This is a genomic window from Bariatricus sp. HCP28S3_F11, assembly GCF_052065395.1.
In the GTDB taxonomy this organism is placed as follows: Bacteria; Bacillota; Clostridia; order Lachnospirales; family Lachnospiraceae; genus Allocoprococcus.
The window spans coordinates 65,109-79,527 of sequence record NZ_JBQHUC010000002.1 but is presented as its reverse complement, the minus strand read 5'-3'; the positions used below and the strand labels follow the sequence as shown (position 1 = coordinate 79,527).

General features: G+C 45.1%; 15 protein-coding genes. 14 read left to right on the top strand and 1 reads right to left on the bottom strand.

The annotated features are described in order from the left end of the window. The first annotated feature begins 10 nt into the window (after positions 1 to 10). Positions 11 to 1,366, top strand: coding sequence for an MATE family efflux transporter (locus tag ACTNBR_RS01520; RefSeq protein WP_427820830.1), 1,356 nt, complete (start codon positions 11 to 13; stop codon positions 1,364 to 1,366). Here ACTNBR_RS01520 and ACTNBR_RS01515 read toward each other — a convergent pair. Then, the gene (locus tag ACTNBR_RS01515; RefSeq protein WP_441016797.1) at positions 1,363 to 1,983 is read right to left on the bottom strand and encodes an HAD family hydrolase; all 621 of its coding nucleotides are present in this window, start codon (positions 1,981 to 1,983) and stop codon (positions 1,363 to 1,365) included. The two genes, ACTNBR_RS01520 and ACTNBR_RS01515, sit on opposite strands and share 4 nt — an antisense overlap. A 265-nt stretch (positions 1,984 to 2,248) precedes the next feature. Here ACTNBR_RS01515 and ACTNBR_RS01510 point away from each other — a divergent pair, with 265 nt between their 5' ends. The 13 genes from ACTNBR_RS01510 (at position 2,249) to cobK (ending at position 14,391) form a co-directional block, all read left to right on the top strand. Beyond that, positions 2,249 to 3,427 (top strand): ABC transporter substrate-binding protein, encoded by a 1,179-nt coding sequence (locus tag ACTNBR_RS01510; protein WP_427807195.1) that lies wholly within the window; start codon positions 2,249 to 2,251, stop codon positions 3,425 to 3,427. Between the two features lie 91 nt (positions 3,428 to 3,518). After that, positions 3,519 to 4,403: a branched-chain amino acid ABC transporter permease gene (locus ACTNBR_RS01505; protein WP_427807196.1), complete on the top strand. Its 885-nt coding sequence runs from the start codon at positions 3,519 to 3,521 to the stop codon at positions 4,401 to 4,403. A 9-nt stretch (positions 4,404 to 4,412) separates the two neighbouring features. Continuing rightward, positions 4,413 to 5,492, top strand: coding sequence for a branched-chain amino acid ABC transporter permease (locus tag ACTNBR_RS01500; protein ID WP_427807267.1), 1,080 nt, complete (start codon positions 4,413 to 4,415; stop codon positions 5,490 to 5,492). Positions 5,493 to 5,494: 2 nt separating this feature from the next. Next, a complete protein-coding gene (locus tag ACTNBR_RS01495) occupies positions 5,495 to 6,253 on the top strand; it encodes an ABC transporter ATP-binding protein (RefSeq protein WP_427807197.1) in 759 nt (252 codons plus the stop codon). 14 nt (positions 6,254 to 6,267) lie between these two features. Beyond that, positions 6,268 to 6,978, top strand: coding sequence for an ABC transporter ATP-binding protein (locus tag ACTNBR_RS01490; protein ID WP_427807198.1), 711 nt, complete (start codon positions 6,268 to 6,270; stop codon positions 6,976 to 6,978). 11 nt (positions 6,979 to 6,989) lie between these two features. Continuing rightward, positions 6,990 to 7,610, top strand: a complete 621-nt coding sequence (locus ACTNBR_RS01485; protein ID WP_427807199.1) for an AAA family ATPase — start codon at positions 6,990 to 6,992, stop codon at positions 7,608 to 7,610. Positions 7,611 to 7,757: 147 nt separating this feature from the next. Further along, entirely contained in the window at positions 7,758 to 8,063 is a 306-nt protein-coding gene (locus ACTNBR_RS01480) for a metal-sensing transcriptional repressor (protein ID WP_427807200.1), read from the top strand. A gap of 76 nt (positions 8,064 to 8,139) precedes the next feature. Further along, positions 8,140 to 10,665: a heavy metal translocating P-type ATPase gene (locus ACTNBR_RS01475; RefSeq protein ID WP_441016794.1), complete on the top strand. Its 2,526-nt coding sequence runs from the start codon at positions 8,140 to 8,142 to the stop codon at positions 10,663 to 10,665. Positions 10,666 to 10,791: 126 nt separating this feature from the next. After that, complete coding sequence (locus ACTNBR_RS01470; protein ID WP_427807202.1) at positions 10,792 to 10,938, top strand: hypothetical protein; 147 nt, start codon at positions 10,792 to 10,794, stop codon at positions 10,936 to 10,938. A 563-nt stretch (positions 10,939 to 11,501) separates the two neighbouring features. Then, the gene (locus ACTNBR_RS01465; RefSeq protein WP_427807205.1) at positions 11,502 to 11,840 is read left to right on the top strand and encodes a cyclic-di-AMP receptor; all 339 of its coding nucleotides are present in this window, start codon (positions 11,502 to 11,504) and stop codon (positions 11,838 to 11,840) included. Beyond that, a complete protein-coding gene (locus ACTNBR_RS01460; RefSeq protein ID WP_441016791.1) occupies positions 11,840 to 12,919 on the top strand; it encodes a cobalt-precorrin 5A hydrolase in 1,080 nt (359 codons plus the stop codon). Before ACTNBR_RS01465 ends, ACTNBR_RS01460 begins: the two co-directional genes overlap by 1 nt. A 216-nt stretch (positions 12,920 to 13,135) precedes the next feature. Next, positions 13,136 to 13,573 (top strand): zinc ribbon domain-containing protein, encoded by a 438-nt coding sequence (locus ACTNBR_RS01455; protein WP_441016788.1) that lies wholly within the window; start codon positions 13,136 to 13,138, stop codon positions 13,571 to 13,573. A gap of 35 nt (positions 13,574 to 13,608) precedes the next feature. Beyond that, positions 13,609 to 14,391 carry a precorrin-6A reductase gene (cobK, locus tag ACTNBR_RS01450; RefSeq protein ID WP_441016786.1) on the top strand — a complete coding sequence of 261 codons (783 nt, stop codon included), beginning with the start codon at positions 13,609 to 13,611 and terminating at the stop codon, positions 14,389 to 14,391. Positions 14,392 to 14,419 lie beyond the last annotated feature (28 nt).

Sequence of the window (14,419 nt, the reverse complement as noted above, 5' to 3'; positions counted from 1 at the left end):
GAAAGGGAAAATGGTAAAGGATTTGACGGTCGGAAGACCGGAGAGTGTGCTTTGGAGGTTTTGCCTGCCATTGTTCGGAAGTGTTGTTTTTCAACAGCTTTATAATATTGCGGACAGTCTTGTAGCAGGAAAATTTGTCGGAGAGAATGCGTTGGCGGCAGTGGGGAACAGTTATGAGATCACTTTGATATTCATCGCGTTTGCATTCGGATGTAACATTGGGTGCTCGGTGATCGCCTCTCAGCTTTTTGGGGCGAAAAAATACAATGATATGAAAACGGCAATCTATACGGCGCTGATTTCAAGTGGTGTATTATGTGCAATGCTGATGCTTGGAGGACTCCTGTTAGGAGGGCAATTGTTGCAGCTTATCCATACACCGGAGAATATACTTGCAGATTCCAAACTCTATCTGGACATTTATATCTGGGGATTGCCATTTATGTTTTTCTATAATATTGCAAATGGTATTTTTTCGGCTTTGGGAGATTCGAAGACACCGTTTGTGTTTCTGGCTTTATCATCTACGTCAAATATTGCGGTTGATATTCTGTTTGTCACAGTGTTGAAGATGGGAATTGCCGGAGTGGCATGGGCGACTTTTCTGTGCCAGGGGGTGAGCTGTGTGCTTGCAATGATCGTGGTGTTCCGGAGACTTGCCGGTATTCATACGGAAGGGAATCTGGATGTGTTTTCCTGGAAACTTTTTAAGAAAATTGCGGTTATCGCCGTGCCGAGTATTCTACAGCAAAGCTTTGTTTCTGTAGGGAATATTATCATACAGAGTGTGATCAACAGTTTCGGAGCGGGAGTGATTGCCGGTTATTCTGCGGCAATCAAGCTCAACAATCTGGTTATCACATCGTTTACGACTCTGGGAAATGGAATTTCCAATTACACAGCCCAAAATCTCGGGGCAAAGAAACCGGACAGAATCCGGGAGGGAATGCGTGCCGGGATCAAGATGGTATGGGGCCTGTGTGTACCGCTGGTGTTATTATACCTTCTGGCGGGCAAAATGCTTCTGCTCCTTTTTATGAATCAGGATTCGGTGACGGCACTGGCGACCGGGAATCAGTTCCTGAGGATCGTGGCACCGTTCTATTTTGTGGTATCAGTGAAACTGGTTGCTGACGGTATTCTGCGAGGAGCAGGAATGATGAAACAATTTATGATTGCCACTTTTGCGGATCTGATTCTCAGAGTAGCACTTTCGATCGTATTTTCAAAGGTGATCGGCCTTGGTCCCGTCGGAATCTGGCTGTCGTGGCCGGTGGGATGGACTTCGGGAATGCTGCTTTCAGTCTTGTTTTACAGAAAGAGTCCGTGGATGAAGAAAATGAATAAAGAAAAGAACAGCTTCTAAAGGAGAAGCTGTTCCAATTCCCGTATATTCTGAATCCGTACTTCGGCTTCCGGAACCTCGCCAAAACCGTATTCCGCAAAGATGAACGGAACACCGGCTTTTTGGCAGGCATCATAATCTCCCATGGTGTCACCGATATAGCAGACGTCTTTTAAATGGTTTTTTTCCATTAAAATGCGGATGCTCTCATTCTTGGGCCGTCCTGTCTGGCCAAAGCAGAGTGTATCTTTTACAAAAGGACCCAGGTTCGTTCCTTCAAGAAAAACTTCAATGTATCCACATTGACAATTGCTGACGATATAGAGATCAAATTTCTCGGACAGTGCCTGGAAAGCTTCCCGCACACCGGGATAAAGGGTTCCTGGCTCTGTGGCGAGCAGCCGGTTTTCGTATGCAAAGCAGAGATCTCCAAGGCGGCTGCGATCTTCCTCTGAGAAGGAAGGGAAGAGTGCGGCTGTGATTTCGTTCATGGTTTTGCCGAATAAAGATTTGATCTTTGCGGCAGTCAGATCGGCGGGAAGATCTGAATTTTCATTTATGGCCTGGTTCCAGGAACGGGCGACGACTTCAGTCGAATCCCAAAGTGTTCCGTCTACATCAAAAATAATTCCATCCATTTTTAATATCCTCCGGAAATAGTTTGTAAAATTTGTACTATTATAACATAGAAGAAAACATGCGTCAAAATTTGAATCAGGATTGTTTCTGTAAAAATGTAAAAAATAAAGACGCATTATAGAAAAAAATGAAGTTGAATTTGTGCATATTTCCTAATGCATCAAAATATGGTGTTTTTTCTATTGACAAACAGGAGGATTTGGTGTAAGATTTCAAACATAATTTTAAACAGAGTGCGCTCTGTTTGTTGGGAGGAAAAAGAATATGAGAAATGTGAAAAAATGGTTAGCCGTTGCTATGGTTGCCGCGATGACCGTATCGATGGCAGCAGGCTGTGGCTCAAAAAGTGAAGGAGAAAAAAGCAGCGGCTCAGACAGTGAAGTAATCAAGATCGGTGCAATCGGACCGGTTACCGGTGCAGCAGCTGTTTATGGACAGGCTGTTAAGAATGGTGCTGAACTGGCAGTTGAAGAGATCAATGCAGCCGGCGGTATCAACGGAGCACAGGTTGAATTCAAATTCGAAGATGATGAGCATGATGCAGAGAAAGCAGTTAATGCATACAATAACCTGAAAGACTGGGGAATGCAGGCACTCCTCGGAACCGTAACTTCAGCACCGTGTGTTGCTGTAGGTGAGGTTGCAAATCAGGACAATATGTTCCTTCTTACACCGTCAGGAACAGCAGTAGAATGTGTACAGTATGACAATGCATTCCGTGTATGTTTCTCTGACCCGATGCAGGGACTTGAATCAGCAAAATATATCGGAGAAAACGGCCTTGCTTCAAAAGTAGCTGTGATCTATGACAGCTCTGATGTTTATTCAACCGGTATCTACGAAGCATTCGTAAAAGAAGCAGCTAATCAGGATTTCGAAGTAGTTGCTGCAGAAGCATTTACATCAGAAAGTAAGACAGACTTCTCTGTTCAGCTTCAGAAAGCAAAAGACTCCGGAGCAGAACTTGTATTCCTGCCATTCTACTACTCAGAGGCTTCTCTGGTATTGAAACAGGCAGCGGGAATGAACTACAACCCGATCTTCTTTGGATGTGACGGTATGGACGGAATTCTTGCAGTAGAAGGATTTGATGCGAACCTGGCTAATAACCTGATGTTCTTAAGTCCGTTTACACCAACTTCTACAGATGAAGCAATTCAGAAATTTGTAACAGCTTTCAAAGATAAATACGGCGATACTCCGAACCAGTTTGCAGCAGATGCTTACGACGGAATTTATGCAATGAAGGCTGCAATGGAAAAAGCAGATGTGAAACCGGGAATGGCTTCATCCGATGTGTGTGATGGCCTGAAATCTGCAATGGTTGAAATCGAAATTGATGGTGTTACTGCAAAAGGTCTTACATGGGAAGCAAGCGGAGAACCGAGCAAGGAACCAATGGTTGTTAAGATTGAAAATGGTGACTACGCTGTTGTAGAATAGGATTCATTTTATGGAAGGCTATCTTATGGTAGCCTTCTGTTTTTGTACATGTTATAATATATTTCAAAAAGGAAAGGAATGTGAGAATTATATGAGTTTTATATCTTATCTCATTAATGGCATAAGTCTGGGCAGTGTTTATGCTATTATAGCGCTTGGCTATACAATGGTTTATGGTATTGCTAAAATGCTGAACTTTGCTCACGGGGATGTCATAATGATCGGTGCTTATGTGGTGCTGACTGTGATTACGGGGGCAGGGCTTCCTCCGGCAGCGGCAGTTCTCATTGGAATTGTTTTTTGTACAGTACTTGGTATATTGATCGAGACAATTGCATACCGACCGCTTTTAAATGCATCTTCTTCACTTGCTGTGCTGATTACGGCAATTGGTGTCAGCTACCTGCTTCAGAATCTGGCACTCTTGATTTTCGGAGCTAACACGAAGTCTTTTACATCTGTAGTCAAGGTACCTTCATTGGTGCTTGCAGGTGGTAAACTGACAATTTCAGGAGAAACGATCGTTACGATTCTTTCTTGTGTTGTGATTATGACCGGTATGCAGCTTTTTATCAAGAAGACAAAAGCAGGACAGGCAATGAGAGCAGTTTCGGAGGATAAGGGGGCTGCACAGCTGATGGGTGTGAATGTAAATGGAACGATTGCGCTGACATTTGCAATCGGATCTGCACTCGCGGCAATCGCAGGTGTTCTTCTTTGCTCTGCATATCCGACTCTTACTCCGTATACCGGATCTATGCCCGGTATCAAGGCTTTCGTTGCGGCGGTATTCGGCGGAATCGGATCGATTCCGGGTGCTATGATCGGCGGGATCCTTCTTGGTGTGATTGAAATATTCGGTAAAGCATATATTTCTTCACAGATGGCAGATGCAATCGTGTTTGCAGTGCTGATCGTGGTTCTGATCGTGAAACCTACAGGGCTTCTTGGCAAGAATATTCAGGAGAAAGTGTAGGTGGCAATGATGAAAAATATAAAGAAAATGAACAAAACGACAAAGAGCAATTTGCTTACATACCTGATGGTCATTGCGATTTATGCGGTTGTACAGATTTTAGTGGCTACAGGAAATGTGTCCAGTCTTCTTCAGGGACTTCTGGTGCCGCTCTGTGCATACATTATTCTGGCTGTCTCTCTTAACCTTACGGTTGGTATTCTGGGTGAACTGAGCCTGGGACATGCCGGATTTATGTGTGTGGGAGCATTTACTAGTGCATTCTTTTCAAAATGCATGGTGGATGTGATTCCATCTTCCGGAATCAGATTTTTTCTGGCACTTTTGATCGGAGCGGCTACAGCGGGAATTTGTGGAATCTTAATCGGTATTCCGGTGCTTCGGCTGAAGGGCGACTATCTTGCGATTGTAACGCTGGCGTTTGGTGAGATTATTAAAAATATTGCCAATATCCTTTTCATCGGAAAAGATTCGAACGGACTTCATTTTTCTACGAAGGATTCCATATCCCTTGGACTGGAAGAAGGCGGCAAGGTTATCATCAACGGACCGCAGGGAATTACAGGAACACCTAAGGATTCTACATTCACGATCGGTGTACTTCTGATTCTTCTGACGCTGTTCATTGTTCTGAATCTGATTCATTCACGCAGCGGCCGTGCAATCATGGCGATCCGTGATAACCGTATTGCGGCAGAATCAGTCGGAATCAATATTACAAAATACAAGTTGATGGCATTTGCGATTTCTGCCGCACTTGCGGGAGTTGCAGGAGTTATGTATTCCCACAACCTTGCGACGCTGACAGCTACAAGCAAAAACTTCGGTTACAACATGTCAATCATGATTCTTGTATTCGTTGTTCTTGGCGGTATCGGTAATATCAGAGGTTCGATCATTGCGGCAATCGTTCTGACGCTTCTGCCGGAGCTTCTGAGAGGTCTGCAGGACTATCGTATGTTGATCTATGCAATCGTTATGATCGTGATGATGTTATTCAACTGGGCGCCGAAAGCGATTGAAATGAGAGAAAAATTAGCGGCTAAACTTAAAGCCGGCAGGAAGAAAAATACAAAGGAGGCTGCATAGTTATGGCATTATTGGAAGTGAAGAATCTCGGAATCTCCTTTGGCGGTCTTCGCGCGGTAAATGAATTTCATATGGAAATTGAAAAAGGGTGCCTGTATGGGCTGATCGGACCGAATGGGGCCGGAAAAACGACGGTATTTAACCTTCTTACCGGAGTATATAAACCGACAGAAGGAATCATTACACTGGATGGAGAGAATATCGTAGGAAAGAAAACGATTGATATCAACAAGGCCGGAATTGCCAGAACGTTCCAGAATATTCGTCTGTTCAAGGGACTGTCTGTACTGGACAATGTCAAGGTAGGGCTTCATAATCATCATAAATATTCGACAATTGAAGGAATCCTCCGTCTGCCGAAATATTATAAAGTGGAAAAAGAAATGGATGAAAAAGCGCTAGAGCTTCTTAGCGTGTTCGGACTTGATAAATATGCCGATACGCTTGCCGCAAACCTCCCATACGGCAAGCAGAGAGAGCTTGAGATCACAAGAGCACTGGCAACAGAACCGAAGCTGCTTCTTCTGGATGAGCCGGCGGCAGGTATGAACCCGAACGAGACACAGGATCTGATGAACACGATCCGTTTTGTAAGAGACAAATTTGACATGACGATCCTTCTCATCGAACACGACATGAAGCTGGTATCCGGAATCTGTGAAAAACTGACTGTGCTGAACTTTGGACAGGTGCTTGCTGAGGGTGAAACCAGTGAAGTGCTGAATAATCCGGAAGTAATCAAGGCATATCTGGGCGAATAGGAGGGATGACGGACATGGCAATGCTTGAAATTAAGGATATTGAAGTATATTACGGCATGATTCAGGCAATCAAGGGCATTTCCTTCGAGGTCAATGAAGGGGAAGTCATCGCTCTGATCGGTGCCAACGGTGCGGGAAAGACGACGACCCTGCACACGATCACAGGTCTTCTGTCACCAAAGAAAGGCTCTGTAATCTTCGAAGGAAAAGACATTACAAAGGTTCCGGCACATAAGATCGTGTCTCTGGGAATTGCGCATGTACCGGAAGGACGAAGAGTCTTTGCGGAACTGACCGTATATGAGAACCTGAAGATGGGCGCTTATACAAGAAAAGATAAGGACGAGATCGAGAAGACGCTGGAAATGGTCTACAAACGTTTCCCGCGTCTGGAAGAGAGAAAGAATCAGCTCGCAGGAACCCTAAGCGGCGGCGAGCAGCAGATGCTGGCGATGGGACGTGCACTGATGTCTCATCCGAAGATCATTGTAATGGATGAACCTTCCATGGGACTTTCTCCGATTCTGGTTAATGAGATCTTTGATATTATTCAGGAAGTAAGCAAGGGCGGAACGACGGTACTTCTTGTAGAACAGAATGCAAAAAAAGCACTTTCTATTGCGGACAGGGCATATGTACTTGAGACAGGTAGAATTGTTCTGGAGGGCGATGCAAAAGTATTGATGAACGATGATTCTATTAAAAAAGCATATCTTGGTGAATAGGAGGAGTGCAAATGGAAAACATTGTAATTACGGTTGCGAGACAGTATGGAAGCGGCGGAAAGACGATCGGAGAGATGTTTGCAAAGGAAATGGGGATTCCCTGCTACGGAAGCAATCTGCTTGAGATGGCATCTGAAGAAAGCGGAATTGCTGAGCATCTGTTCCGGCAGTTGGATGAAAAGCTGCAGAACAGTCCGATCCTCCGCATGACGACGGACGTCTACACAGGCGATGTGATCCCGCCGTCCAGCAGTGATTTCGTTTCGGCGAAGAACCTGTTTAATTATCAGGCGAAAATCATGAAACGGCTGGCGGAAACCGAAAGCTGTGTGATCATCGGGCGTGCGGCGGATTTTGTCCTGAAGGACTATCCGAATGTAGTCAGTGTGTTCGTCCATGCATCGGAAGAATTCAATCTTGCGAGAGCGATGGAACGCAACAGCATGACAGAAAGTGAGATGCAGAAGTTCATTGCAAAGACCGATAAATATCGTGCGGATTACTACAGGCACTATACCGGACGTGAGTGGACCGATGCGAGAAACTATGATCTCTGTCTGAACAGCGGAAAGCTGGGATTTGAGAAATGTGTGGAAGAAATCAAGGCATACATTAAAGTCAGATTTGAATAAGAATCGGGAAAAGAACCCGGAAAGAATGATGAGTGTGTCATTCTTTCCGGGTTTTTACTATTTAGAAATTTTGAAATTTTGTGAAATAATAGTTGAAATATACCCATATGGGGTATATAATAAGCGAAAAAGGAGGTGTAAAAGAAGATGGAGGAGCGAGTAGAATGTGCGTGCCATAAGACAAAGGAACGTTCTGAAAAAGAGTATAAAGATCTGCTCAATCGCCTGAACCGGATCGAAGGACAGGTACGCGGAATCAAAGGAATGGTAGAGCGGAATGCATATTGTACGGATATCCTGATCCAGGTATCGGCAGTCAATGCCGCACTGAACAGTTTTAATAAAGTGCTTCTTGCGAATCATATAAAGACCTGTGTGACAAACGACATCCGGGCAGGTAAGGAAGAGACGGTGGATGAACTGGTCGCGGTGCTTCAGAAGCTGATGAAGTAGGAAAGCATACTTGAATTTCTAAGAATGATTCGTTTTTATGTAGTAAAGAATAAGAGAAAACGAAAAGGAGACATAAATGGAACAATATACAGTTACGGGAATGAGCTGTGCGGCGTGCAGTGCCCGTGTGGAAAAGGCGGTATCGAAAGTGGAGGGAGTCACGTCCTGTTCGGTGAGCCTTTTGACGAATTCAATGGGCGTGGAAGGAACTGCTTCCTCTGCCGCTATCATAAAGGCGGTGGAAGAAGCCGGTTATGGGGCGTCCAGAAAAGGAGAGACTGTGCAATCCGGAAAGAGCAGGAGTATGGAAGCGGAGGAGATGCTGAGAGATCATGAGACACCGATTTTGAAAAAAAGGCTGGTCGCATCCCTTGGATTTCTCATTGTACTTATGTATTTTTCTATGGGGCACATGATGTGGAACTGGCCGCTTCCCCCGTTTTTCGAGGGAAACCATGTTGCGATGGGGCTTTTGCAGATGCTGCTTACGATCAGCATTATGGTGATCAATCAAAAGTTTTTCATCAGTGGATTTAAAAGTCTCTGGCATAAGGCACCCAATATGGATACACTGGTGGCTCTTGGATCGGCAGCATCTTTTATTTACAGTGTGTATGCGCTGTTTGCGATGACGGATGCGCAGGTCAGAGGAGATATGGAAGCAGTCATGTACTATATGGATGAGTTTTATTTCGAATCGGCGGCGATGATCTTAACATTGATCACAGTTGGCAAAATGCTGGAGGCCCGCTCGAAAGGGAAGACGACGGATGCGCTGAAAAGCCTGATGAAGCTGGCACCGAAGACGGCTGTTGTGGAAAGAAATGGAAAAGAAATGGAGGTTTCCATCGAACAGGTCAAAAAGGGAGACATTTTCGTGGTCAGGCCGGGTGAGAATATTCCGGTTGACGGCATCGTGCTGGAAGGAATGAGTGCAGTCAATGAGGCGGCGCTCACAGGAGAGAGTATTCCGGTCGACAAGGCTGCCGGGGATATGGTGTCGGCGGCGACATTGAATCAGTCCGGTTTTATGAAATGCGAAGCTACGCGGGTAGGAGAAGATACGACATTGTCGCAGATCATTCAGATGGTAAGTGATGCGGCTGCGACGAAAGCACCGATCGCCAAAGTGGCAGATAAGGTTTCCGGTGTGTTTGTACCGGCGGTCATCACCATTGCTGTGATTACAACTATTGTCTGGCTGCTCGCAGGTGAAAGCATCGGATTTGCCCTTGCAAGAGGAATCTCAGTGCTGGTAATCAGTTGTCCGTGTGCGCTGGGACTTGCCACTCCGGTTGCAATCATGGTCGGAAACGGTATGGGGGCGAAACACGGAATCATGTTTAAGACCGCTGTGTCGCTGGAGGAGACCGGGAAAATGGAGATCGTCGCACTGGATAAGACCGGCACGATCACGAATGGAGACCCGAGGGTAACGGACATTATACCGGCAGAGGGTATTACAGCAGATGAGCTTCTTCGGATGGCATATGCGTTGGAGAAACCAAGTGAGCATCCGCTGGCAAAAGCGATCATAGCATATGCTTCCCAGAAGGAAATGAAAGCGGTGGAAGTCAAAGAGTTTCAGGCACTTCCGGGAAATGGGCTCACAGCTTTATGCGGAGAAAACAGGTTGAATGGCGGAAACTATGAATTTATCCTGAGCAGGGCAGTCATTTCCGAAGAGATGAAAAAGCGGTCTGAGGCCCTGGCAGAGGAAGGAAAGACTCCGCTGTTCTTTGCAAGAGATAAAAAGCTTGCCGGTATCATCGCCGTGGCAGATGTGATGAAAGAAGAGAGCCGGCAGGCGGTAAAAGAACTGCAGAATATGGGAATTCATGTGGTTATGCTGACCGGAGACAACGAGCGTACGGCGAAGGCGATCGGAAGGCAGGCCGGTGTGGATGAAGTGATCGCGGGGGTACGTCCGGAAGGAAAAGAAGCTGTGATCCGCAGACTTAAGAAGCAGGGAAAAGTTGCCATGGTCGGTGACGGAATCAACGACGCACCGGCACTGACCCGTGCAGACATGGGAATTGCCATCGGAGCAGGTACGGATATTGCGATTGATGCGGCGGATGTGGTTCTGATGAAGAGCCGTCTTACTGATGTACCGGCATCGATCCGGTTAAGCCGTGCGACTCTGAAAAATATCCATGAAAATTTGTTCTGGGCATTCTTTTATAATACAGTCGGGATTCCGCTTGCGGCGGGGGTATGGATTCCGGTCTTTGGCCTGAAACTGAATCCGATGTTCGGCGCTGCGGCGATGAGCCTTTCCAGCTTCTGCGTCGTGACAAATGCATTGCGGCTGAACTTATTCCGTATGTATGATGCGGGAAAAGATAAGAAAATCAAAAAGAAAAAAACGAAAAAAGTGGAGGAAAAATCAATGGAAAAAACAATGAAAATTGAAGGCATGATGTGCGGACACTGTGAGGCGAGAGTGAAAAAATGTCTGGAGAAACTTCCGGAAGTAGATGTGGCAGAAGTCAGCCATGAGGCAGGGACGGCAGTGGTGAAGCTGAATGCAGAGATTTCTGATGACGTACTGAGAAAGACGGTGGAAGATCAGGACTATCAGGTGATCTCTGTGGAGTAAAATGTAAGATTTGATTTCTTTGAAACGGATGAGCGGGAAAACGTTCATCCGTTTTTTATTTACCATTATTTCCTGAAAGGGAATTTGAACGCTCAGTATTATCAGTATACAGGAGGAGCGGATTACATGACCTATGTGGTTCTTGGATCGGCAATAAATGTTCTGGCGGTATCGACACTTAGGAATGTCGGAAGAGCACTGATCACGGAATTGCATTTCCGATCCAGTACCTGCCGGAATGGATGCAGAGATTTGCACAGATTTTTCCACTAACACCGGCTGTGGAGCTGTTCAGGAATGTGGTGATACATCAGAAAAGCTTTATAGATAATAGATACCTTATATGGAGAATCCTTCTGCTGGGAGGAATTTATGCCGGACTTGGAAGTCTGTGGCTATGGAAAAAGGAACAGACAGTTGTGGAAAATATTTTCGGATAAGAGGAATAGGTATGGAAAAAAAGTATGAGAACAAGATCGTAGCAGAACACTTAACAAAAGCTGAAAAAAATATTTGAAGAATTACGTGGGCAAAGTCAGGAAGATTTGAAGCTCGAAGATATTCTGATGTACCTGATTCAGAATTCCCGGGAGGCGGTGGTGATATGAGAAAGATTTGGATTGTTTTTGCAGCAGAAATCCGAAAGCAGCAACAGCACAATTAAATGCCAGATAATTATAGAAATTATTTCGAATGCTTTGAAAAATAATTTTATATATCTTAACATGTTTAGCTTACGATGACAAGTCTCTTTTTTTGTGGTAATATACTAGATATTACTATGGAGTACCATTTATACTCCGATATCCAACAAAACCGTCAGGGGGTATGAGTCTATGAAGATGATTATGGCAATTTTACAGAAAAATGATGAGTTACAGACGATAGATGAGCTGAATACAGCAGGATATTTTGTGACGAAGCTGGCAACTTCGGGCGGATTTCTGAAAGGTAAAAATACGACGATCATGACCGTTGTAGAGGATGAAAAGGTTCCGGAAGTTCTGGAAATAATCCGCGCGAACTCCGGAGAACGTAAGACGATTACTTATGCGAATCCGGCATTGGTTTCCGGACAGGGAAGTCTGGGTGCAGCGCCGACAGTACCAATCAATATCCAGGTAGGAGGAAGTACGGTGTTTGTACTGAATGTGGAACAGATGGAGAAGTTCTGATGAGACTGTTGGTGTTGAGTTTTACAGAAAAAGGGAGCCATCTGAACAGGCAGCTCTGTCTGCAAATGTCGCAAATGGGATATTTTTGTGAGGGTTATGCACCATCAAAATATGCCAAGTGTGCAGATTTGAAGACATTAGATAAGGATATATCGGAATGGATCGGAGAAAACTGGGGGAATGCTGCGTTTTTATTTGTCGGCGCGACAGGGATTGCTGTGCGGATGATTGCACCGTGGGTGAAGGATAAATTTACAGATTCTCCGGTACTTGTGATGGATGAGAAAGGGACATATATCATACCATTGCTTTCAGGACATGTGGGAGGAGCGGTACAGATCGCACATGATATTGCAGAAGTGACAGGAGCAATACCTGTGATCACAACAGCGACGGATGTGCAGAAGAAATTCGCAGTCGATGTATTTGCGGTAAAGAACCATCTTTTGATCTCGGACCGGGAGAAGGCAAAGCAGATCTCGGCGTCCGTGCTTCGAGGGGAGAAAATCGAATTCGAGTGTGAGTTTCCGATAGAAGGGGATGTGCCGGAGGAATTGTCGCTTTCAAGTGGTGAAAAGATGGAGACAGAGGATCGGAAGGATGGGAGAGCCGCAAATTTCCGGATCGCTGTCAGGCAGTTTTATGATTCTTGTGATGAGAAAAATGAGAATACGCTGTTCCTTTATCCGAAGAATGTAATCGTCGGAATAGGGTGCCGGAAAGGTGTGCCTGCAGAGCAACTGAAGGAAGGTATGGATAAGATTTTGCAGGATCTGAGGCTGAAACGGGAGCAGGTAGAAGCCGTTGTGAGTATTGACCTGAAGAAAGAAGAAGCTGGCATTCTGGAAATGACCGATGAATGGAAGATACCATTTTACACATTTTCAGCGGAGGAGCTAAAGACAGTAAAATCGGTAAGCACAAGTTCTGAATTCGTGAGTCGTATTACCGGTGTAGATAATGTGTGTGAGAGGGCTGTGAAATATTTTTGCCCGGACGGGGAACTGATCCTTCCGAAGACGAGTCTGGAACAGATGACATTTGCAGTTGTTTGTCGGAAAATGAAATTGTCATATTAGTGTACTGATATTTGATTGGAGCCATTGAACTTAAACTGAATGGTCATGCGGGATTTCTCTATCATCACACTTGTGATGAAGTTCCGGTACCGCTGATGAATGATATAAGAATTGCAGATTCCATTTCCCAGAACAGATCAATTTATCTGCAGCAACAGCGGGTTGCTTGCATGAAAAATAAAAAATTGTTATATTTTTCTTATGGAGGATAAAACAATGGAGACAAAAGATATTATTTTAGAACTCCGCAGAAAAAGCGGACTATCGCAGGAAGAACTTGCACAAAAAGTAATGGTTACAAGACAGGCTGTGTCTCGTTGGGAAAAAGGTGAGACTGTACCTAATACTGACACATTAAAACTGTTATCCAGGGTATTTGATGTTTCAATTAATACCCTCTTGGGTGCACCGAGACAGTTGATATGCCAATGCTGTGGAATGCCGCTTGACGATTCCACAATCAGCAAAGAGCCGAATGGCGATTTCAATGAAGAATACTGTAAGTGGTGCTATTCGGATGGCGAATTCAAGTATACGAGTAAAGAACAGCTGATCGATTTTTGTGTAGAACATTTGGCAAATGAGAATTGGCCTGCAGAACAGGTGCGAGCGCATATGGAAGCAGTGGTTCCGAAACTGAATCATTGGAAATAACTGGGAAGAACCGTCCCCAACGACAGGGAGAAAAAATGGAGAAGATTTTGATTTTTGCAGGAACGACGGAGGGCAGGGAACTGGCAGAATTTGCTGGGGGATTAAAGGTTCAGGCTCTCGTAAGTGTGGCAACGGAATATGGTAAAACGTGTCTGGATGATTGTGATAATATACAGACTTTTGTTGGAAGAATGGATGAGGGGCAGATTGAAGCGTTTATTAGGAAAGAAAAGGTTGAGCTTGTGATTGATGCGACTCATCCGTTTGCGGTTCTTGTGACACGGAATATTCGTAAAGCATGTGAGAATACGGGGACGGAGTATTTGAGGTGTCTGCGGAGGGAGTGTGAAGAGGCATTCACGGTAGAGACCGGAGAGATCGTTTGGACGAGTACTGTGAAGCAGGCGGTGGAATATCTGGAGAAAACGGAGGGGAATATTCTGATTGCGACGGGAAGTAAGGAACTGGAAAAGTATGCTTCCATCCCCAATTATAAAGAGCGATGTTTTGCGAGGGTTCTGTCGACGGGGAAAGCGGTGGAGGACAGTATCCGGCTTGGGTTTGAGGGGAAACATCTGATTGCTATGCAGGGACCGTTTTCGGAGGAAATGAATCTGGCAATGCTCCGGCATGTGGATGCAAAATATTTTGTCACGAAAGAGTCCGGCAAAGCGGGGGGATTCCCGGAAAAAGTTAAGGCTGCAAAGGAGACCGGGACTGTGCTGGTTGTGGTGGGAAGACCGGAGGAAGAAGGACTTGCGCTGGAAGAGGTATTTGATGAATTAAAGAGAAGATACGGGGATAAGAACAGGGGGTGATTGATAACATAATATCAGTCAACCCCTG

Coding starts and splice junctions, on each gene's coding strand:
- ACTNBR_RS01485 (WP_427807199.1), top strand. CDS start 6,990: ATGGAAAACATTGTAATTACGGTTGCGAGACAGTATGGAAGCGGCGGA.
- ACTNBR_RS01490 (WP_427807198.1), top strand. CDS start 6,268: ATGGCAATGCTTGAAATTAAGGATATTGAAGTATATTACGGCATGATT.
- ACTNBR_RS01470 (WP_427807202.1), top strand. CDS start 10,792: ATGACCTATGTGGTTCTTGGATCGGCAATAAATGTTCTGGCGGTATCG.
- ACTNBR_RS01480 (WP_427807200.1), top strand. CDS start 7,758: ATGGAGGAGCGAGTAGAATGTGCGTGCCATAAGACAAAGGAACGTTCT.
- ACTNBR_RS01460 (WP_441016791.1), top strand. CDS start 11,840: ATGAGACTGTTGGTGTTGAGTTTTACAGAAAAAGGGAGCCATCTGAAC.
- ACTNBR_RS01505 (WP_427807196.1), top strand. CDS start 3,519: ATGAGTTTTATATCTTATCTCATTAATGGCATAAGTCTGGGCAGTGTT.
- ACTNBR_RS01465 (WP_427807205.1), top strand. CDS start 11,502: ATGAAGATGATTATGGCAATTTTACAGAAAAATGATGAGTTACAGACG.
- ACTNBR_RS01520 (WP_427820830.1), top strand. CDS start 11: ATGGTAAAGGATTTGACGGTCGGAAGACCGGAGAGTGTGCTTTGGAGG.
- ACTNBR_RS01495 (WP_427807197.1), top strand. CDS start 5,495: ATGGCATTATTGGAAGTGAAGAATCTCGGAATCTCCTTTGGCGGTCTT.
- cobK (WP_441016786.1), top strand. CDS start 13,609: ATGGAGAAGATTTTGATTTTTGCAGGAACGACGGAGGGCAGGGAACTG.
- ACTNBR_RS01510 (WP_427807195.1), top strand. CDS start 2,249: ATGAGAAATGTGAAAAAATGGTTAGCCGTTGCTATGGTTGCCGCGATG.
- ACTNBR_RS01455 (WP_441016788.1), top strand. CDS start 13,136: ATGGAGACAAAAGATATTATTTTAGAACTCCGCAGAAAAAGCGGACTA.
- ACTNBR_RS01515 (WP_441016797.1), bottom strand. CDS start 1,983: ATGGATGGAATTATTTTTGATGTAGACGGAACACTTTGGGATTCGACT.
- ACTNBR_RS01475 (WP_441016794.1), top strand. CDS start 8,140: ATGGAACAATATACAGTTACGGGAATGAGCTGTGCGGCGTGCAGTGCC.
- ACTNBR_RS01500 (WP_427807267.1), top strand. CDS start 4,413: ATGAAAAATATAAAGAAAATGAACAAAACGACAAAGAGCAATTTGCTT.